Annotated in this window: 16 protein-coding genes; 9 read left to right on the top strand and 7 right to left on the bottom strand. The window is 65.0% G+C overall.

Annotated features, from left to right (window positions below; all coding sequences use genetic code 11):
• Positions 1-7 precede the first annotated feature (7 nt).
• The 4 genes from CH285_RS11330 to CH285_RS11315 form a co-directional block, all read right to left on the bottom strand.
• Positions 8-757, bottom strand: a complete 750-nt coding sequence (locus CH285_RS11330) for an IclR family transcriptional regulator (protein ID WP_032388051.1) — start codon at positions 755-757, stop codon at positions 8-10.
• A 95-nt stretch (positions 758-852) separates the two neighbouring features.
• Positions 853-2,355, bottom strand: a complete 1,503-nt coding sequence (locus tag CH285_RS11325) for a carboxyl transferase domain-containing protein (protein WP_032388052.1) — start codon at positions 2,353-2,355, stop codon at positions 853-855.
• The gene (locus tag CH285_RS11320; protein WP_032384192.1) at positions 2,352-3,551 is read right to left on the bottom strand and encodes a CaiB/BaiF CoA transferase family protein; all 1,200 of its coding nucleotides are present in this window, start codon (positions 3,549-3,551) and stop codon (positions 2,352-2,354) included. Before CH285_RS11320 ends, CH285_RS11325 begins: the two co-directional genes overlap by 4 nt.
• A gap of 135 nt (positions 3,552-3,686) precedes the next feature.
• Positions 3,687-5,057 carry an SLC13 family permease gene (locus tag CH285_RS11315; RefSeq protein WP_094644164.1) on the bottom strand — a complete coding sequence of 457 codons (1,371 nt, stop codon included), beginning with the start codon at positions 5,055-5,057 and terminating at the stop codon, positions 3,687-3,689.
• 192 nt (positions 5,058-5,249) lie between these two features.
• On the opposite strand from CH285_RS11315, the gene CH285_RS11310 reads away from it, so the two are divergent.
• The 5 genes from CH285_RS11310 to CH285_RS11290 all read left to right on the top strand — a co-directional run bounded on the left by CH285_RS11310 (position 5,250) and on the right by CH285_RS11290 (position 11,748).
• Entirely contained in the window at positions 5,250-5,948 is a 699-nt protein-coding gene (locus CH285_RS11310; protein ID WP_032388054.1) for a FadR/GntR family transcriptional regulator, read from the top strand.
• Between the two features lie 106 nt (positions 5,949-6,054).
• The gene (locus CH285_RS11305) at positions 6,055-7,209 is read left to right on the top strand and encodes an acyl-CoA dehydrogenase family protein (RefSeq protein ID WP_032388142.1); all 1,155 of its coding nucleotides are present in this window, start codon (positions 6,055-6,057) and stop codon (positions 7,207-7,209) included.
• 24 nt (positions 7,210-7,233) lie between these two features.
• Positions 7,234-9,408, top strand: a complete 2,175-nt coding sequence (locus CH285_RS11300; RefSeq protein ID WP_032388055.1) for a 3-hydroxyacyl-CoA dehydrogenase NAD-binding domain-containing protein — start codon at positions 7,234-7,236, stop codon at positions 9,406-9,408.
• Positions 9,409-9,436: 28 nt separating this feature from the next.
• On the top strand, positions 9,437-10,066 hold the full coding sequence (locus CH285_RS11295) for a TetR/AcrR family transcriptional regulator (protein ID WP_306427547.1): 630 nt from the start codon (positions 9,437-9,439) through the stop codon (positions 10,064-10,066).
• A gap of 134 nt (positions 10,067-10,200) precedes the next feature.
• On the top strand, positions 10,201-11,748 hold the full coding sequence (locus CH285_RS11290) for an acyl-CoA synthetase (RefSeq protein WP_094644163.1): 1,548 nt from the start codon (positions 10,201-10,203) through the stop codon (positions 11,746-11,748).
• Positions 11,749-11,785: 37 nt separating this feature from the next.
• On the opposite strand, the gene CH285_RS11285 is transcribed toward CH285_RS11290, so the two are convergent.
• From CH285_RS11285 to CH285_RS11275, 3 genes are read right to left on the bottom strand one after another with little or no spacing between them, the layout of a single operon-like run.
• Complete coding sequence (locus CH285_RS11285) at positions 11,786-12,673, bottom strand: siderophore-interacting protein (protein WP_094644162.1); 888 nt, start codon at positions 12,671-12,673, stop codon at positions 11,786-11,788.
• 10 nt (positions 12,674-12,683) lie between these two features.
• Positions 12,684-13,730: an ABC transporter substrate-binding protein gene (locus tag CH285_RS11280; RefSeq protein WP_094644161.1), complete on the bottom strand. Its 1,047-nt coding sequence runs from the start codon at positions 13,728-13,730 to the stop codon at positions 12,684-12,686.
• A 23-nt stretch (positions 13,731-13,753) separates the two neighbouring features.
• Positions 13,754-14,335 (bottom strand): TetR/AcrR family transcriptional regulator, encoded by a 582-nt coding sequence (locus tag CH285_RS11275; RefSeq protein WP_094644160.1) that lies wholly within the window; start codon positions 14,333-14,335, stop codon positions 13,754-13,756.
• A 102-nt stretch (positions 14,336-14,437) separates the two neighbouring features.
• Between CH285_RS11275 and CH285_RS11270 the strand changes: the two genes are divergently transcribed.
• The 4 genes from CH285_RS11270 to CH285_RS11255 are packed head-to-tail and all read left to right on the top strand — an operon-like array spanning position 14,438 to position 18,827.
• Positions 14,438-15,352 carry a metal-dependent hydrolase gene (locus CH285_RS11270; RefSeq protein ID WP_094644159.1) on the top strand — a complete coding sequence of 305 codons (915 nt, stop codon included), beginning with the start codon at positions 14,438-14,440 and terminating at the stop codon, positions 15,350-15,352.
• Positions 15,349-16,458, top strand: a complete 1,110-nt coding sequence (locus CH285_RS11265; protein ID WP_255032447.1) for a PDR/VanB family oxidoreductase — start codon at positions 15,349-15,351, stop codon at positions 16,456-16,458. Before CH285_RS11270 ends, CH285_RS11265 begins: the two co-directional genes overlap by 4 nt.
• 15 nt (positions 16,459-16,473) lie before the next feature.
• Complete coding sequence (locus tag CH285_RS11260) at positions 16,474-17,997, top strand: flavin-containing monooxygenase (protein WP_094644158.1); 1,524 nt, start codon at positions 16,474-16,476, stop codon at positions 17,995-17,997.
• Positions 17,994-18,827 carry an SDR family NAD(P)-dependent oxidoreductase gene (locus tag CH285_RS11255; RefSeq protein ID WP_094644157.1) on the top strand — a complete coding sequence of 278 codons (834 nt, stop codon included), beginning with the start codon at positions 17,994-17,996 and terminating at the stop codon, positions 18,825-18,827. Before CH285_RS11260 ends, CH285_RS11255 begins: the two co-directional genes overlap by 4 nt.
• Position 18,828: the final 1 nt, after the last annotated feature.

Below are 18,828 nucleotides of genomic sequence, written 5' to 3'. Positions count from 1 at the left end.
CGGCCGACTACCCGCCGAGACTTCGTCCGATCCCGTGGGCCGCAACCTGAAGTGCGGCAACCAGTCTCACTCGATCGCGGCCCAGCTTGGGAACCACGATTCCCAATGCGGCGACCACACTGTCGCCGGCATGGACCGGCACAGCCACCGAACACGCACCGAGTGTCATCTCCTCGACCGTCTGCGCGAAGCCCTCGCGACGCACTCGACGCAGCTCGCTCTCCAGCTGCCCAGGATGCGTCACCGTGTACGGGGTGAGGCGATCCAGGGAGCGCATCACCTGCTCCTGCACCTCCCGCGGCGCGTACGCCAGCAGGACTTTGCCGACGCCGGTGGCGTGCAGCGGCAGCCGAGCGCCGACGCGACTGACCGCGGGAACCGATGCGTGGCCGGCCAACCTGTCGAGATAGAGCACTTCGCACCCGTCGCGGATGGCCAGGTGCACCGTCGCAAGGGTCGCTCCGTAGATGTCGTGCAGAAACGGTGACGCGATATCGCGGAGATCGGACTGATCGGGTGCGAGCAAGCCCAGCTTCCACAACCGCCTACCGACGACGTAGCGCCCGTCGTCGCCCCGGACCAACGCGCCCCACTCCACCAGTTCTCGCACCAGCCGATGCGCAGTGGCGATGGGTAGGTCGGCACCGGCGGCCAGGTCGGTCAAGGTCAGCGACGGAGCTTTCTCGTCGAACACACCGAGCAGGGCCAGCAGGCGCGCAGCCACCGAGACTCCGGGGTCCCGAGCATTGCCAGCCACCCCAAGGACGATAGCCGCCCCCACTCGCCGCCGAACTCGAAGTTATGGATGAAAACGGACTCGAATCCGTCCATAACTTCGAGTTCGGCGGGAAATCAGACAGTGGCAGCCGCAAAACCGATTCGATTGAAACGCTTTTCGCGCGCGATCATCCGCATCGAGGGGTCCTGAGCGATCAGCTCGGCAAGTTCTCGGTGCAGTACCGCGCCCACTCGATCACAGAATTGCTGTGATTCGTCTGCGGCGTCGGGCAACTCGGGAACGATGATGTCGACGACACCGGCCCGGAAGAGATCGAGCGAGCGCACTCCCTGCTTGGTCGCCATCTCGGCGGCGTGAGTGGTGTCGCGGTGCACGATGGCCGAGGCACCCTCGGGCGGCAACGGCGAGAGCCAGGCGTGCTGAGCAGCGAGAACTCGATCCGCCGGCACCAACGCAAGGGCACCGCCGCCGGTTCCCTGCCCCAACAGCAAGGAGAGCGTGGGGGTTTCGAGGTCGACCATGTCTGCGATGCACCGCGCTATCTCCCCGGCCAGGCCGCCTTCCTCCGCCTCCTTCGAGAGCGCCGCGCCGGCAGTATCGATGACGGTGACGAGGGGAAGCTTCAAATCCTGCGCCAGCCGCATGCCGCGTCGGGCCTCACGCAGAGCCGCGGGGCCGAGTGGCGTCTTCGTCGTCTGACTCCTCCGGTCCTGGCCGAGCAGAACGCACGGCATGTCGCCGAACCGGACGAGCGCCAGAATGAGGCCTGGATCGGACTCGCCCTGACCGGTTCCGTTGAGCGGTAACACGTCTGCCGCTGTGTTGAACAGCAATTCGCGCACCCCAGGCCGATCGCTCCTGCGTGAGGCCAGAATGGAGGTCCATGCCGGCACGTCCTCGATCTCCCACTCGAGAGCATCGGAATGCCGGACGCGACACGACGGCACGTCGGTCATGATGCGTAGTGCCCGGTCGACGATCTCACCGAGCTGCTCGGGCGGACGGATGGCGTCGATGAGTCCGTGCGCCTGCAGGTTCTCCGAGGTCTGCACGCCGGCGGGGAATTTCGCGTCGTACAACGCCTCGTAGACACGGGGGCCGAGAAATCCGACGAGCGCACCGGGCTCGGCAACGGTGACGTGACCGAGCGATCCCCAGGATGCGAAGACGCCGCCGGTGGTGGGGTGCCGCAGATAGACGATGTACGGCAGATTCGCCGCCTTGTGTGCGGTGATCGCCGCGGTGATCTTGACCATCTGCAGAAACGCGACGGTGCCCTCCTGCATGCGCGTTCCACCCGAGGTCGGCAACGCGAGCAGTGGAAGCCGCTCGGCGGTGGATCGGTGCACCGCGCTGACCAAACGTTCACCGGCGGCCACTCCGATGGATCCAGCCAGAAAGGCGAACTCGCCCAACAGGATTGCCACCGTGCGTCCGCGCACGGTCGCGGATCCGGTGAGAACGGATTCGTCGAGTCCGGTCTTCTCACGCGCCGCAGCCAGTTCGTTCGCGTACTCGTCGTCGATGACGTAGTCGGCAGCCGGGCTGTCCCACGACTCGAAACTCCCGGGATCGATCACCAGATCGAGGAGTTCGAGCGCGGTCATCCTCGTCATCGGATCGCTTCTTTCAACCAGTCGCGGACGAGTTCATCGTCGGCTCCGAGAACCGGCGGTGCCAGATGTCGGTTCTCGGTGACCTCCGTCCCGTCGGATTCGAAGAATCGCAGCGGCGGCCCGGGCAGGGTCACCGTGCCCAGCGTCTCGTGCTCGACGTCGATGAGCAGGCCCTGAGACTTGGTCTGCTCCCACTCGTACACTTCCTGCACGTTGCGTACTTTGCCTGCGGGGACACCGATTTGGTCGAGAAGCGCCAACAACGGCTCGGTCTCGTAGGTACGGAAGATCTTGGACACGAGTTCGACGACGTCGTCGCGACTGTCGACGCGTTGCGGGTTGGTCGCCATACCCTCGAGGTCGGGATCGATACCGAAGCCCTCACAGAAGCGATGCCACAGACCCTCGCTGCCCACCGAGATCTGCACGGCTCCATCGGAAGTGGGAAAGAGGCCGTACGGACAGATCGACGGGTGGTGGTTGCCCTGCGCCTCACCGATCTCGCCTGCGACGGTCCACTTGGTGCCTTGAAAGGCGTGCACCCCGACGACGCTGGCCAGCAACGACGTTCGAACCACCTTGCCTCGGCCGGTGCGGTCGCGCTCGCGCAGCGCAGCGAGAACACCGAAGGCTCCGTACATTCCGGCGAGCAGGTCCGCGATCGGGACCCCCACGCGCTGAACATCGTCGGGACCGGAGCCGGTGAACGACATCAACCCGGCCTCGCCCTGAGCGATCTGGTCGTAGCCGGATCGGCCACCCTCGGGGCCGTCGTGTCCGAATCCACTGATCGACAGCACGACCGTGCGCGGGTTGATCTCGGCGATGCGCTCGGGCGAGAAGCCGAGCCGATCGAGCACTCCCGTGCGGAAGTTCTCGAGCAGAACATCCGCGCGTTCGATCATGCGCTCCAACGCTTCTCGGCCATCGTCGGTTTTGAGGTCCAGCGCGATCGACCGCTTGTTGCGGTTGGCCGAGAGGAAGTACGTCGATTCGCGCTCCGCGTCACGCGGGGTGACGAACGGCGGGCCCCACACCCGGGTGTCGTCGCCGCCCTTGGGGGTCTCGACCTTGATGATGTCCGCACCGAGATCTCCGAGCATCATCGCCGCGTGCGGGCCGGCCAGGGCGCGCGTCAGATCCACCACCACGGTGCCGTCGAGCGGTCCGGTTCTGCCTGTCGTGTTGAGGGGCATCGAATTGATCCTTACGTCGAAAGCGATGAGGGGTGGCAATTGGCATATTGACTCAGTGGCCTAGCCAATTTCATTGGACCAGCGATCCGAGGGGAAGTCAAGATCGAGTTCTCGGACGTCCGCGCAGCTCGAGAGCTAGAGCCAGCCGGGCACGACCAGTACCGCCCAGGCGATCAACGGGCCGATGACGACGACCAACGCGCTATATTTCAGAATCTGTTTGTAGAAGACGTCCCGGTCGATGTCCTGGGCGTTGGCCAGTACGAGAGCGCCGTTGGTGGAGAAGGGACTGACGTCGACGATCGTCGAGGCGATGGACAGGGCCACGATCACACCGATGGCACCGACCTCACCGGCAAGCAGGAACGGAACGGCCAGCGGAATGGTGACACCGAGGATGGCCGTCGACGACGCGAACGCCGAGACGATGGCACCGATATAGCACAGCAACAGAGCCACGAGCAGCGGAATGCCGATGCCGGCAACCGCATCACCGACGTACTCGACCGTGCCGGCTTCCTGCAGCACGCCCACGAACGTCAACACGCCACCGATGAGCAGTACCGTCGACCAGCTGATCTGGTTGATCGCACCCTTCTGTGCCTTGGGCGACGCCAGAGCGAGGACCACGGCGACCGTCATCGACACGAAGCCGACGTCGAGATCGAGGACGAGCGAGAACAAGGCCAGCGAGGCCAGCCCGACGAGCGTGAGGATCTGATCGAACGTGATGGCCTTGACGGCGGTGGCCAGGGGTGGCGCGTTCTCGACCGTGACCGTCTGACCGGACGGCTTGGGCGTCGACGATCCGAAGCCGCGCATCACAGTCCTCGAGCCACCCCCGCCCACTCCGCCCGAATCTCCCTCGGGGCGGGTGCCGTCCTCGTCGTGCACGCTACGTCCGAGAAGTGCGCGTCCGCCCAGGAACATGAACAGCAACGCACCGATTGCCGCGTTGAACAACAAGCTGCCCAGGAACAAGGTGAGTGGGCTGTTGACCAGACCCGCCTTCTGAGCGATGTTGTTGACCGTGACGCCGTAGATGCTGATCGGCGAGAACCCGCCCGCCTGTGCGCCGTGAATGACCATCATGCCCATGAGCAGGGCATTGATCTTGTACCGCGCCGCGAAGCCGAGTGCGATCGGTGCGACGATGGCCACGGCTGCCGGTCCCAGCGCTCCGATGGAGGTCAGCACGCCGGTGATACCGAACATGACCCACGGAATCAGGGCGACCCGGCCACCGACCAGCCGCACCGCACCGCGGACCAGGAGGTCGACCGTGCCGTTGTTCTGGGCGATCGCGAAGAGGTAGGTGATACCGACCAGCGTCAGGAACAAACTGCTCGGGAAGCCGGCGATGATGTCGTCGGTGCCCATGCCCACGGCAATGGTTCCGACGAAGAACGCCGCCACGAACCCCAGCGCGCCCATGTTCACCGGGAACACGGTCGCAGCGAGGAACATGACGACGAGCGCAATGATGGGTATCAACTCGGTCGACATCGAAGGTCTCCGGTTCGTCTGAGGTTGTCCCCCGAGCGGGCGCTCGGGTTCCGTGGCCAATTGGACTAGCCACTGAGTCTTTACAGACTGAACCAGTGAAGTGGATCACTTGTCAACAGTTGCTATGACCCGAGCCACTACCTACCCGACGGTTAAGGTGGGGGTCCAGAGGAGCAGAGAGCGAGTGACACAGTGGCTGAGCAAATTCGCCCGGTGACCCGACCACGGCTGTACGAGGTCATCGTGGAGCAGCTGTGCAAACACATCGCCGATCGCGACATGAAGCCCGGCGATCGACTCCCGCCCGAGCGTGAACTGGCGGGTCACCTCGGCGTCAGCAGAGCCTCACTGAGTCAGGCCCTCGTCGCACTCGAAGTACAGGGCATACTGGCCGTCCGCCACGGCGACGGAGCGGTACTGGTGCGACGGCCCGTGGGAGACATGGCCATTCGCGCCCTGCGCGAACACGCCGATCGACTGCCCGAGGTGATCGAAGCCCGCGAGGCACTCGAGGTCAAGCTCGCCGAGCTCGCCGCAACCCGCCGCAGCGACGCCGAAATGGCGGCGATCGACCACGCCCTGTCGGTGATGGCGTCGGAAATCACCGACGGAAGTCGCGGCGACTCCGGCGACGAGCTGTTCCATCACGCCATCACCGAAGCCGCACACTCGCCGCTACTCGCCCGCCTCATGGGTGAAATCGCCGGCCTGATTCGCGAAACTCGAATCGAATCATTGTCGCAGTCGAACCGCCCGCAGACTTCACTGGAACACCACCGCCGTATCGCCGACGCTGTGCGACAACAGAATTCGGTCGAGGCCGGACGCGCGATGGCCGAGCACATCCGCCTCGTCTCGGACGTTGCACTACTCCGCTCCGCAGACAGCTAGAGAACTCACCCGTCGCAGCACATGGTTGACATCCGTGGCCACGTCGGTGCATCGTTATTGGCACAACGCCAACAACGCGTCGTGCGCTCCGACCCGAGGACCCTCCATGACTGCACTCGCAGACCGCACCGACGACGTCACCACCGAGCTCGCCGACGTCCGACAGCTCGCCCGCAGCTTCTTCGAGAAGGAGGTCGCGCCGCACCGCGAGGAATTCGCGGCGGCCGGACGCCCCAGCCGCGAGGTCTACCGGAGTGCGGGCAACCATGGACTCCTGGGAATGTCGATACCCCAGCAGTACGGCGGAGGCGGCGGCGACTTCCGCCACGAGGCGGTGCTGTTCGAGGAACAAGTCCGCGCAGGCGACTCGGCCATGCAGTTGGGTGTGCACAGCGGCATCGTTCCGCATTACATCCTTGCGTACGCAACCGAGGAGAAGAAGCAGCGCTGGCTACCGAAGCTGTGCTCCGGCGAGTGGATCGGCGCGATCGCGATGACCGAACCGGGAACCGGCTCGGACCTCCAGGGCATCACCACCCGCGCGGTGCGCGACGGCGACGACTACGTGGTCACGGGCGGAAAGACGTTCATCTCCAACGGAGCTCACTGCGATCTGATCATCATCGCCGCCAAGACAGATCCAACCGCCGGAGCCCGCGGACTATCGCTGCTCGTGGCCAAGGTCTCCGACGACACCGAAGGCTTCCACCGCGGACGGGTACTGCACAAGATCGGCCAGAAAGGCCAGGACACAGCAGAACTCAGCTTCGACGGTCTACGCGTTCCGGCTGCCAATCTGCTGGGTGAAGAAGGTCGCGGCTTCGCGCAGTTGATGCAGCAGCTTCCCCAGGAACGGCTGATCTGCGGTATTGCCGCCGCTGCGATGATCGAGGCCGCCGTCCAACAGACCGTCGACTACACCAAGACACGAAACGCGTTCGGCAAGACACTGTTCGACCTGCAGAACACCAAGTTCGAGCTCGCCGAATGCGCCACCATCGGACGCGTCGTCCGCACCTTCGTCGACGACGCAGTGGCCCAACATATTTCGGGGTCACTGGACGTGACGACGGCCGCGATGGTCAAGTACTGGACCACCGATCGACAATTCGAGGTGGTCGACCGCTGCCTGCAACTCTTCGGCGGCTACGGCTACATGGAGGAATACCCCATCGCCCGCATGTTCGTCGACGGTCGCATCGCCCGTATCTATGCCGGTGCCAACGAAGTCATGAAAGACCTCATCTCTCGCTCTCTGTAGAACCCGCACCGACCCGAGGATCCGATGAACAGCCCAGCCGCACTGCACACTTCCACCATCACCGGCGAGATCGGTACCGACCGTATCGTCGTGCTGACGATCGACGATCCTGCGCATTCCACGAACACCATGAACGCGGCATTCGGTGAATCGCTCGAGCAGACCGTCGACTGGCTCGAGACCGAACTCGATGCGTACGACGGCATCATCGTCACGTCGGGCAAGGATTCGTTCTTCTCCGGTGGCGACCTCGAATTGCTGCGCGACGCCGGTCCGTCCGACCATGCAGCCATCGCGGATGCGCTCGATTTCACGAAGGACAAGTTTCGGCGGCTCGAGACGCTCGGCAAGCCGGTCGTGGCCGCACTGGGCGGCACCGCACTCGGCGGCGGTTTCGAGATCGCCCTGGCCTGCCAGCATCGAATTGCGCTGAACAACAGCAAGGCTCGCTTCGGGCTGCCCGAGGTGACCCTCGGGCTTCTCCCCGGGGCCGGTGGCGTCACCAGGACGGTCCGCATGTTCGGCATCGTCAAGGCTCTGACACAGGTGGTGGGCCAGGGCCAGCGATATCGGCCGGCGCAGGCCCTCGAGCTCGGACTCATCGACGAGGTCGTCGACACCCACGAGCACATGATGGCGCAGGCACGTTCCTGGATCAGCGCCAATCCCGGGGCCCTCCAGACCTGGGACAGGGCGGGATTCACGATCCCCGGCGGTACGGCGTCAGCACCGGTTGTGGCCGCGCAGCTGCCGGCACTCACGGCAACAGTGCGTAAACAGGTCAAGGGCGCGCCGATGCCTGCCCCCATCGCAGTGGTTGCCGCGGCAGTGGAAGGATCGGTACTCGACTTCGACGCCGCCTCGCTCGTCGAAACCCGCTACTGCACGTCGCTCGCCTGCGGGCCGATCTCGGGCAACCTGATCCAGTCGATGTTCTTCGATCTCGGCTCCATCACCAAAGGCGCTTCCCGCCCTCCGGCCGAACCACATCGAGTTCCCGAGAAAGTGCTGGTGATCGGGGCCGGAATGATGGGTGCCGCCATCGCCTACGTCGTCGCCTCGGCCGGGGTTCCGGTGATCCTCCGTGATGTCTCGATCGAATCCGCCGAGCGCAAGAAGAGTTATGCACGTTCGGTTCTCGGTAAAGCTGTCGCGAAAGGCCGCGCAAGCCAGGTCGATGCCGATGCGGTGCTCGCGCTCATCACCCCCAGCTCCGACGCGGCGGACGCCGAGGGTTGCGACCTGGTCGTCGAGGCAGTGTTCGAGGATCCCGCCGTCAAGCAGGGTGCTTTCGAGGACGTCGACAAGTACCTGACCACCGACGCGCTGCTGTGCTCGAACACCTCCACCCTCCCCATCACCGCACTCTCGCAGTCTGTTTCGCGAACCGCCGACTTCATCGGCACGCACTTCTTCTCCCCCGTCGACAAGATGCCGTTGGTGGAGATAGTGGTGGGAGAACACACCAGTGATTCCGCTCTTGCCCGCGCATTCGACTTCGTCCGTCTGATCGGCAAGACACCCATCGTCGTCGGCGACAGTCACGGCTTCTTCACCACCCGCGTCATCGGCCGATTCATGGACGAGGCGATCTCGCTGGTCGCGGAGGGCGTGCATCCGGCCACCGTCGAGCAGGCCGCACTCCAGGCCGGCTACCCGTCCGGCGCACTTGCTCTGATGGACGAGATTTCGTTGACCCTGTCGCGGCACATCCGCGAGGGCATGGCCGAGGCCGCTCGCGCGGACGGTCGCCCCTGGATCGTCTCGAATTCGTACGCCCTGGTCGATCGCCTCGTCGACGAGTTCGACCGTCCGGGACGCAAGGCGGGGCGCGGGTTCTACGAGTACGCCGAGGACGGCAGCAAGGTCCGGCTCTGGCCGGGCCTGGTGGAGCACTACCACCGCCCCGATCACGGAATTCCGTTCGAGGACATGATGGATCGCATGCTCGTCGCCCAATCACTGGATTCGGTCGCGTGCCTCGACGAGGGCGTTCTCCGAACCGTCGCCGACGCCAATATCGGTTCCATTCTGGGTATCGGCTTCCCTGCCTGGACCGGCGGTGTGCTGCAGTTCGTCAATCAGTTCGACGGCGGTCTCCCGGGATTCGTGCACCGAGCCGACGAGTTGCGGGCGCGATACGGCGACAGGTTCGTCGTACCCGCGTCGCTGCGAGCACGCACCGAGCGGTACCTCTGAGATCGCGCTCGCTCGGTTCGGTGCGATCATGACAACCATGCCGGCTGCAAGCACACCCAAGTGGAATCGACTGGAACCGGACGAGCGACGGACCCAGATCCTGGCCGCCGCCGTTCGCTTGTTCGGCGACAAGCCGTACGCCGAGGTCTCCATGGCCGACGTGGCTGCGGCTGCGGGTGTTGCACGCGGGCTCATTCATCACTACATCGGCAGCAAACGCGATCTGTACCTCGAGTGTGTACGTTTCCTGGTCACCGTGCCGCCGATCGAGGACGTGCACTTGCCCACGGGCTCGGTCGAGGAGAGGGCTCGCGGGAGTGTGCACTGGCTGGTGGGCGTCATCGAGGCACACGGAACGGCGTGGGTGTCGGTGGCGAGCGGCTCGGGCGTGGACCAGCAGGTGGCGCAGATTCTGGACGAGGCGGACGACCTTGCGGCCGAGCGTGTCTTGGACGCAACGGCTTTCGAGACACACCGCGGCGACAGACGCATCGCAACGTCGGCAGTGCGGGCGTTCGGCGGCATGGTGAAGGCGGCAGGCCGCGAGTGGCTGGTGCGCGGCACGCTGACCCGGGACCAGGTGGAAACACTTCTGACAGACGTGCTCGTCACCGTTCTCTCCACCGCACGCTCTCTCGACAACGCCCCAGAACGGTAGCTGGGCAATCCTTTTCACGGTTCATATCCCGTCGATCACCCACGGCTTCGCTATTGACACCACGCCAACAAGGTGGAACTGTGACCGTATTCACTCGGGCGTACCGCGCCCCCTCTCGCACAAGGGACCTCGCCATGTATCTCACTCAAGGCCTCCATCGCTCCGCAGCCACCACACCCGATCGCGCAGCAACGGTGTTCGGCGATCGCGTGCGCACCTTCTCGGAACAGATCGATCGTGTGGCGAGGTTGGCGGCCGGTCTGCATTCCGTCGGAGTCGAGAGCGGCGATCGAGTGGCAATGCTGGCGTTCAACAGTGACCGCTACTCCGAGTACCTGCTTGCGGTCCCGTGGGCCGATGCCGTGCTCAATCCCGTCAACATTCGGTGGTCACCCGTCGAAGTTGCGTATGCACTCAACGACTCCGGGACCAAGGTACTCATCGTCGACGACACCTTCGGGGCGATGGTTCCGGCTCTACGCGCGTCGTGCCCCGACCTGGCCACCGTCGTCTACTGCGGGGACGGCTCCACCCCTGACGGCATGGTGTCGTACGAGGATCTGGTGGCATCCCACGGTCCCGTTCCCGATGTACGACGCAGCGGCGACGCCCTGGCCGGCCTCTTCTACACCGGCGGCACCACCGGATTCCCCAAGGGCGTCATGCTCTCCCACGCGAATCTGGTGACCTCCGGCCTGGGGACGGTGGCCACCGGACAGCTGCTCGACGATGCGTCGGTACTGCTCCACGCCGCACCGATGTTCCACCTCGCCGATCTGGCTGCATGGGTAGGGCAGGTCATGCTCGGTGGCACCCATGTCATGGTTCCGTTCTTCGAACCGACAGCGGTACTGGGCGCGATCGCACAGCACTCCGTCACCGATGTGTTGCTGGTTCCCACCATGATTCAGCTGCTCGTCGACGACCCCACGTTGAGCCAGTTCGACACCTCGTCACTGAGCCGTGTGCTCTACGGAGGATCGCCCATCTCCGCCGGTGTTCTCGAGCGGACCCTCGCCAGGCTTCCACAGGCCCGCCTCACGCAGGCCTACGGCATGACAGAACTCGCCCCGGTCGCATCTCTGCTGTGGCCGGAACATCATGTTGGACAACGTATCGGCTCGGCGGGACGCGCAGCCCCACACTCGGAGATCTGCATCCTCGGCCCGGACGACGAGCAGCTCGCCACCGGTGACGTCGGCGAAATCTGCGTCCGCGGCGGTCATGTGATGCTGGGCTACTGGAACAAGCCGGAGGAGACCGCGGCCGCCGTTCGAGACGGCTGGATGCACACCGGCGACGTGGGCTACCTCGACTCCGACGGATTCCTGTTCGTCGTCGACCGCTTGAAGGACATGATCATCACCGGCGGCGAGAACGTCTACAGCGCCGAGGTGGAGAGCGCGCTCAGTCGTCATCCCGCCGTTCTGGCCTGCGCCGTGATCGGCGTTCCGGACGAGGAGTGGGGTGAACGAGTTCATGCGTGTGTCGTTCTGGCCGAGGGACTCTCACCCACGACAGCCGAGTTACGCGAGCACACTCGCACCTACGTTGCCGGATACAAAACTCCGCGCACCATCGAGTTCGTCACGGCTCTTCCCATGAGCGGGGCAGGCAAAATCCTCAAGCGCGACCTGCGTGACGCCTACGTGGCCAAGGAATCGGCCGACGCAGTTCTGTGATCGCGCGACGGCGAATGCCGTCCGTCGAGTCCTCGAGTCACAGTCCGGCGCGCTCGAGAATCTCGTCCCAGTGGATCTCGGCCTCGGCCTCACCCATGCCAGCGGACGCGATGCGCTCGTAGTCGCCGATCAGTGAATCGGCGACCCGCTCATAGCGTTCGATCCATGCTTCCTTGTCGTCTCGCCAGTATCCGACGACGGCCATGCGGCGGGCAGGGAATGCGATCTCACTGCGGAAGTGCTTACGTATGCCTCTACCCGCCGACGCCTCACCGCCGAACCAGACGTACCCGTTTCCCGTCGGAACTCGAAACGTGCGCACAGCATCGACGAGTTGCGATGGTGCGCGGCCGTTTCCGGCCACCCGCCAGTCGATGGTGACCGAGGCAGCCGATCGAACGTCCAGTACATCGTCGTCGTGCGCAACCTCGACGATCGCATGCGCGCGCAGGCCCGCGGGCAGTTGTTCGAGGGCACGGCACAGCGCGGGTAGCCCCGGTAGATCGGCGATCAACAACATCCACTCCGTGTCGGCGGGCGGCTCGTACCACGACCGGGTTCCCCACATCCCCAGCGCCGTACCCGGCTCGGCCGAGCGGGCCCAGGCCGCAGCCACCCCGCCGAGGTGGTCCACGAAGTCGATCGTGATCCGGTCGCCGTCCCAGCGCCGGACGGTGTAATTGCGGCATTCACGAACCACGTCGTCGTGATGCGCGAGAACGCCGTCGCGTCGGATCATCTCGGGCGGTACGTCCTCTCCGTCGGCCGGAAAGTACAGGTGCACGATTTCGTCGGGCACTCCACTCGACTCGAACCCGCGCGCATCGGAAGCATCGAACACGACTCGAATCAGCGACGGCCACAAGCGGTTCGCTTCGATTACTCGCGCTGTGAGGTAACCGCCCTCGTCACGTCGGCCGGCCATGACGAGGCCTTCAGCTCTGCTCTGCCGGCTCGACGAACATCGTTTCGATGTCGTCCATGATTTTGCCCAGGCCGATCGGGTCCGACGAATTCCACACGCTCGCCGAGACCCAGTGCACCCGATTCTGCTGCACCGCAGGCAGTGCCGACCACAGCGGTGCAGCACTGATCGCGTCCCGTTCACTGTCGGCACCCTGGTCGGTGTACACGAACAGGGTGTCGGCGGAGTTCAGAATGTTCAGCGTCTCGTCGGTGATGTCGATACGGAACACACTGGGATCCTGCTGGCCCTCGGGCTGCGCCAGGCCCACACCGCGGAAGGCGATGCTCTCACCCGTGCCGACGCGAATCGAGTACTCCCCACGCTCGCTCAATCGAACAGCGGAGACCGGCTTGTCGGCCAGGCCCGCGTCGGCAACCCGCTGCTTCAGCGCGGCCATGCGATCGGTCAGCCCCTGCATGAGGTCCGTTGCCTCGCTCTGCCTTCCGAGCACATCCCCTACGGCCGCTACCCCGTGCGAGACGTCCTCGAGCGACACCCCGTCGTTGTAGGCGAAGCCGTAGGTCGGCACTCCGCTGGCCGCGAGCTTGTCGTAGATCTCCTTGTTCCAGGCCTTCTCGCCTTCGCCGTCGTACCCGGCGACCACCACGATCAGGTCGGGGTCCTGAGCCAGGATTCCCTCGACGTTGGGATCGAAGCCGCCACCCTCACCCGCAATGTTCGCGATGTCGCCGATGCGCTCGTCGACGTGCGCGGGTAGCGCCAGCGGGTTGAAGGACGCGGCCACGGGATTCACCTCGAGCGACAGCATCAGTGCCAGTGAGATGGGGTCGGCGGCGACGACCCGGGCGGGTCGCTCGGGAACCTCGACCGGGCCGAAGTAGTCCTGCACCGTCCTGGTGCCGGCGGCCTCGGCTGGACCGGACGGTTCCGACGTGGCGCTCGAGCATCCGACCAGAGCCAGAGAGAGTGCGCCGACGAGCGTGTACAGCCCAGCAGAGGCGGAACGTCTCATCCGGCCGGTTGCCCGGCCGTGGAACACGAAGAATCGAGGCATGACTGGGGAGCCTAGCCTAACTTCTAGCGGCGGTGGTCACCGCCGACAAGCAACGGCACGATGCTCCGGTGCGCGAAGGCCAGCAGATCGTCGTACGTCTCGAGTGCAGCGCCGGCTGCCGGAGTCAGCAGAATCGAATGCACGACGCGGACCACGATTTCCGGGGCGTCGGGTACTGCGAAACTGTCCGAGTCCAGCCCTCCCCGGGCGATCTGGGCGGCAGCGTCTATTGCAGACGCGAGCAGGGTCGACGCATTGGTCGTCAACTGTTCGAGTACCAGCGCACTCTCGGAGTCGAACATCTTGAGCAGGACGGGGTTGGTTCGCACCGACTCGATCGTCGTCGCGAATCCGTGCGCGGCACGATCCGCCCGAGACGATTGTTCGGCGGCCGCTGCCGCCACCGCGACGAACAGTCTCGTCGACTCACGTGCCATGACCGCGCGCACCAGCTCGTCCTTGGATCCGATGCGGCGATAGACCGTCACCCGGTTGATCTTGGCGCGCTTGGCTACGTCCCCGATGGTCGTTCTGGGGATGCCGACCTCACCGAACAACTCCAACGCGGCATCGAGGATCGGCCCGTCGTCACCGTCTGGATGCATCGTCCGATCTTAACGGCACCCTCGATAATCGAATGCAACATTGCAACACTACCTGTTGCTATGTAGCATCACTGCATCAGCATCTCGACGAATGGAGCTCGAATGTCTCGTGACCGAGCGATCGACCCGAATGCGCGCCACCTGGACGAGTCCTACGCGATCGTGGCCCGCGCAGTGACGTTCGACTGGACCGGCGTTCCGCTGCAGTACATTCCGCACGAGTGGTACGCCACGCACTTCTGGAACGTGATGCACCTGGTGCTGCCCGAGGGCGAACGGGCGATGGCCGACGTGTTCGCCCTCGCGCTCCCGTACATCGACGACCGCAGACTGCACGAGGAGGTCGTCGGATTCGTCGGACAAGAAGCCACGCACGCGTCCTCCCACGAGAGCTTTCGTACGTACCTCGTCGCGCACGGCGTCGACATCGAGCCGATCCTGCAGCGCATTCGATTCGCGGTGGGCGTCGTGTTCGGCGATCACGGACTGACCGGCCGCGCAGGCAAAGCGTGGCTGAACGAGCGCCTCGGGATCTACGCCGCAGCCGAACATTTCACCGCAGTAGTGGGCGAATGGCTGTTGGACAACACCGAATTCGATCGCCTCGGTGTCGATCCGACGATGCTGGACCTGCTTCGCTGGCACGGGGCCGAGGAGCTCGAACACCGCAACGTTGCCTTCGACGCATTCCAGTACGTCGACGGGGGTGCGTTTCGCCGCGCCCGCACCGCGGTGATAGCCAGCGCGGGGTTGGCCGTGCTCTGGTTCAGCACCGCCGCGTACCTGTACAAGAACTCGGCAGCCACCCCGCGCACCGGGAAGCGCCGACTTCGCACCCCCTGGCCTCTCGCCTTCGCACGAGCATCCCGCAAGCAACTGATACCTGGCCTGTCGTTTCTGTTCGTCCAACTCGCCCTGTACATCCGACCGGGTTTTCACCCATCGAAGATGGGCGACATCGACAAGGCCGTGCGATACCTGGCGACGTCACCTGCAGCACTGGCGGCCCAGCAGTGACCACCGAAACAGCCTCGAGGCACAGCCATCTGGGTGAGATCAAGGTGACCGACCCCGGCCGTGGTCTCCGAGCCATCGCTGCGGCGTCTCGGGTGTACGCAAGACTGGTCACCGACTCGTCCGTCGTCACCGCCCTCTCCCCGGCGCGACCGCGCCGATGCGTCGGCTACGAATTCGAGACCACCATCGACGAGATCGTCGACGAGGCCGAGGACGTGCGCTCACTTCTACTGCGTCGCAGCGACGGAAGCGCAATGCCGACCTGGTTGCCCGGTGCACACATCGACGTGACCACACCGGCAGGCTCGGTTCGGCAGTACTCGCTCGCAGGTCGGCCGGCAGGAGGCGATCGATATCGCATCGGTGTCCGCAGGATCCCCGGCGGCGCGGCCTCCACCGAGATACACGGTCTCGTTCCAGGAGACACCCTCCGAGTCCGTGGACCCCGCAACGCATTTCCCATGGCCGCCGCCGAGCACTACTTGTTCGTCGCGGCCGGCATCGGCATCACGCCCATTCGGTCCATGATCGAGCGCGCCGTCGCCGACGGCGCACGGTGGACCCTCTACTACCACGGGAGATCTCGCGCGAGCCTGCCGTTCGTCGCCGAACTGCAGCAGTCGGCGCTCACCTCCCGCGGTCACGTGATCATCAAAACCGATGACGTGGATGGACTTCCGAGTCCGTCGGACATCGTCGATCTCGGGACGGGATCCTCGGCCCTGTACGTCTGCGGCCCCGCGGCACTCTCGCGCCGGCTGCGCGAGGAGGCCACCCGAAGTACCGCCGTTCGAGAGTTCCACACCGAGCTGTTCGCGCCCGCCCCCGTGGTCGACGGCCGTCCGTTCGTGCTGAAGCTCGCACGGTCCGGCGACACCGTCGAAGTCGGCGCACAGGAGACCGCCCTCGACGCCCTCCGACGAGTCCGTCCCGATCAGCCGTTCTCGTGCCGCCAAGGTTTCTGCGGTGCCTGCGTCGTCGGCCTCACCGGCGGACGCATCGACCATCGCGATCGCGTGCTGAGCAGCGTCGAACGCGAGAACTCACTCACCCTGTGCGTGTCACGCGCCGCGGTCGACGGCGACGTCGTCGTTCTCGATCTGTAGAAGGAGCCACACATCATGACCGACAACGACTCTGCCGCGGCGCACATCGACGTCGCCATCATCGGTGCCGGCTTCGGCGGTCTCGGAGCTGGAATACGGCTCGAACAGGAAGGCCGCGGCGACTTCTTGATCTTCGAGCGTGACAGCGCGGTCGGCGGGACGTGGCATGTGAACACCTATCCCGGCGCCCAGTGCGACATTCCCTCGGCGCTGTATTCGTTCTCGTTCGCACCCAACCCGGACTGGACCCGCCTGTATCCACTGCAGCCCGAGATCGAGCAGTACCTCAACGACTGCACCGACCGGTTCGGTATCCGGAATCGAATCCGGTTCGGACACGAGGTGCTCGACGCGACGTGGGACGACGACCGGGCGCGTTGGATCGTGCGAACGAGCGGCGGAACATGGACTTCTCGGATTCTGATCGGAGCCCTCGGCCCGTTCAGTGAACCCGCCACTCCCAGTATCGACGGTCTGGAATCGTTCGGAGGCAACGTCTTTCATTCGGCCCGATGGAACCATGACCATTCGGCCGAGGGTAAGCGTCTCGCCGTCATCGGCACCGGCGCATCGGCGGTGCAGTTCGTACCCCGACTCGCTCCGTCGGCCGCACATCTGACGCTCTTTCAACGCACGCCCACGTGGATCCTTCCCCACCCGGACCGTCCCATCTCCGAGTCCGGCAGATCCGCGCTGAGGAAGTTTCCGGCGGCTCAGCGCGCCATGCGTCGTACGTTCGATCTGTTCCAGGAAGCTCTGGTGCCCGGCCTGATTCGGCACCGCGCCCTGCTGACGCCGTTGACCGCACTGGGCCGGGCTCACCTACGCAGACAGGTGAAGGATCCCGTACTCCGCGAGAAGCTGACTCCCACCTACACATTCGGCTGCAAGCGGCCGACGTTCTCGAACAAGTTCTACCCCGCCCTGTGCCGCGACAACGTCACCGTCGAGACCACCGCCATCTCCCGCGTCGTGCCCGAGGGCGTCGTCACGACCGACGGAACGGTCCACGAGGTCGACACCATCGTTCTCGGAACAGGTTTCACCGTCGCCGGGCATTCAGGCTTTCGGCGCATCGTCGGTCGTGGCGGTCGGTCGTTGGCGCAGACCTGGCCCGACGGAGAGATGTCGTCGTATCGAGGGACGACGGTGCACGGCTTTCCGAACTTCTTCATGGTGCTCGGCCCCAACTCGGTGGTGTACACCTCGCAGGTCGTCACCATCGAAGCACAGGTGAACTACGTTCTCGCAGCACTGCGGGCGATGGACGACAAGCGCTTGGCCGCAATCGACGTCACCCGCACTGCACAGACGGAATTCGCGGACTACACGGACGAACGGTTGGCCGGTTCGGTGTGGAACTCGGGTGGGTGCAGCAGCTACTACCTGAGCCCATCGGGCCGCAACGTCACCTACTGGCCGGGTTCGGTACGCAACTTCACCCGTCGTATGTCGACCATCGAACTCGACCACTATTCCTGCCGCAGTGCCACTCTCGATGTGCCGGGCACACTCGCCGTCACCGAGGAGTCCGCATGAGGAACCACATGGACCTCACCGGCAAGGTCGCACTGGTGACCGGCGGTGCACGCGGCATCGGTGCCGCGACCGTAGCAAAACTGGTGGCCGCCGGTGCATCCGTGGCAGTGGTGGATCTTCACTTCCCGACCGACGCGGCGGGCGCTGCACGGGTGTTGCTGTTGACCGGGGACGTCACGGATCCGGAGGCGATGACGGAGTGCGTGCAGGCGACGGTGCGCGCCTTCGGCGGGATCGACATCGTGATCGCCAACGCCGGCATCACACCGCCGCCTGCCACCATCAGGACCGTCGACCGCGCGGTATTCGACTCCGTCATGGCGGTCAACTTCGGCGGTGTGCTCACCATCGTCCGCGCCGCGGCGGACGAGATCGTGACCAGTGGTGGGCACATTCTGCTCGTATCGTCCTGTGCTGCATTCACTCCTGGCATGGGCGGGTCTGCCTACATGGTCAGCAAGGCAGCCGTGGAACAGCTGGGCCGCGCGCTACGCATCGAACTCGCAGCGGTCGGTGCATCGGCCGGTCTGGCGTACTTCGGGGTGGTCGACACCGATCTGGCGCGCCACACCCTCGACAACGATCCGATGGGGCAGCGGATCGGTGCATTTCTCCCCTGGCCGTTGAGCCGTCGACTCCCGTCCTCACGGGCGGCGGACCTCCTGGTCGACGCGGTCCGTACGCGTCGAGCACGGCTGATCGCCCCCGCAGTGTGGGCACCGTACTTCTGGTTCCGTGGGATCCTCAACCCGATCCTGGAGTGGAAGCTACTGCGTGACAACGCAGTCGGCGATATCATTCGCGACCTCGAACACAGCCGGGCGCACTGAC

This window comes from Rhodococcus sp. 05-2256-B1 (assembly GCF_002258465.1).
Classification (GTDB): domain Bacteria; phylum Actinomycetota; class Actinomycetes; order Mycobacteriales; family Mycobacteriaceae; genus Rhodococcoides; species Rhodococcoides fascians.
Note: the sequence above shows the minus strand (reverse complement) of the source record. Positions and strands in the feature narration are given on the sequence as shown.

Bases quoted from the DNA above. Each gene is read 5' to 3' on its own strand.
- CH285_RS11325 (WP_032388052.1), bottom strand. From the start codon at position 2,355: ATGACGAGGATGACCGCGCTCGAACTCCTCGATCTGGTGATCGATCCC.
- CH285_RS11320 (WP_032384192.1), bottom strand. From the start codon at position 3,551: ATGCCCCTCAACACGACAGGCAGAACCGGACCGCTCGACGGCACCGTG.
- CH285_RS11315 (WP_094644164.1), bottom strand. From the start codon at position 5,057: ATGTCGACCGAGTTGATACCCATCATTGCGCTCGTCGTCATGTTCCTC.
- CH285_RS11305 (WP_032388142.1), top strand. From the start codon at position 6,055: ATGACTGCACTCGCAGACCGCACCGACGACGTCACCACCGAGCTCGCC.
- CH285_RS11300 (WP_032388055.1), top strand. From the start codon at position 7,234: ATGAACAGCCCAGCCGCACTGCACACTTCCACCATCACCGGCGAGATC.
- CH285_RS11295 (WP_306427547.1), top strand. From the start codon at position 9,437: ATGACAACCATGCCGGCTGCAAGCACACCCAAGTGGAATCGACTGGAA.
- CH285_RS11290 (WP_094644163.1), top strand. From the start codon at position 10,201: ATGTATCTCACTCAAGGCCTCCATCGCTCCGCAGCCACCACACCCGAT.
- CH285_RS11285 (WP_094644162.1), bottom strand. From the start codon at position 12,673: ATGGCCGGCCGACGTGACGAGGGCGGTTACCTCACAGCGCGAGTAATC.
- CH285_RS11280 (WP_094644161.1), bottom strand. From the start codon at position 13,730: ATGCCTCGATTCTTCGTGTTCCACGGCCGGGCAACCGGCCGGATGAGA.
- CH285_RS11275 (WP_094644160.1), bottom strand. From the start codon at position 14,335: ATGCATCCAGACGGTGACGACGGGCCGATCCTCGATGCCGCGTTGGAG.
- CH285_RS11270 (WP_094644159.1), top strand. From the start codon at position 14,438: ATGTCTCGTGACCGAGCGATCGACCCGAATGCGCGCCACCTGGACGAG.
- CH285_RS11260 (WP_094644158.1), top strand. From the start codon at position 16,474: ATGACCGACAACGACTCTGCCGCGGCGCACATCGACGTCGCCATCATC.
- CH285_RS11255 (WP_094644157.1), top strand. From the start codon at position 17,994: ATGAGGAACCACATGGACCTCACCGGCAAGGTCGCACTGGTGACCGGC.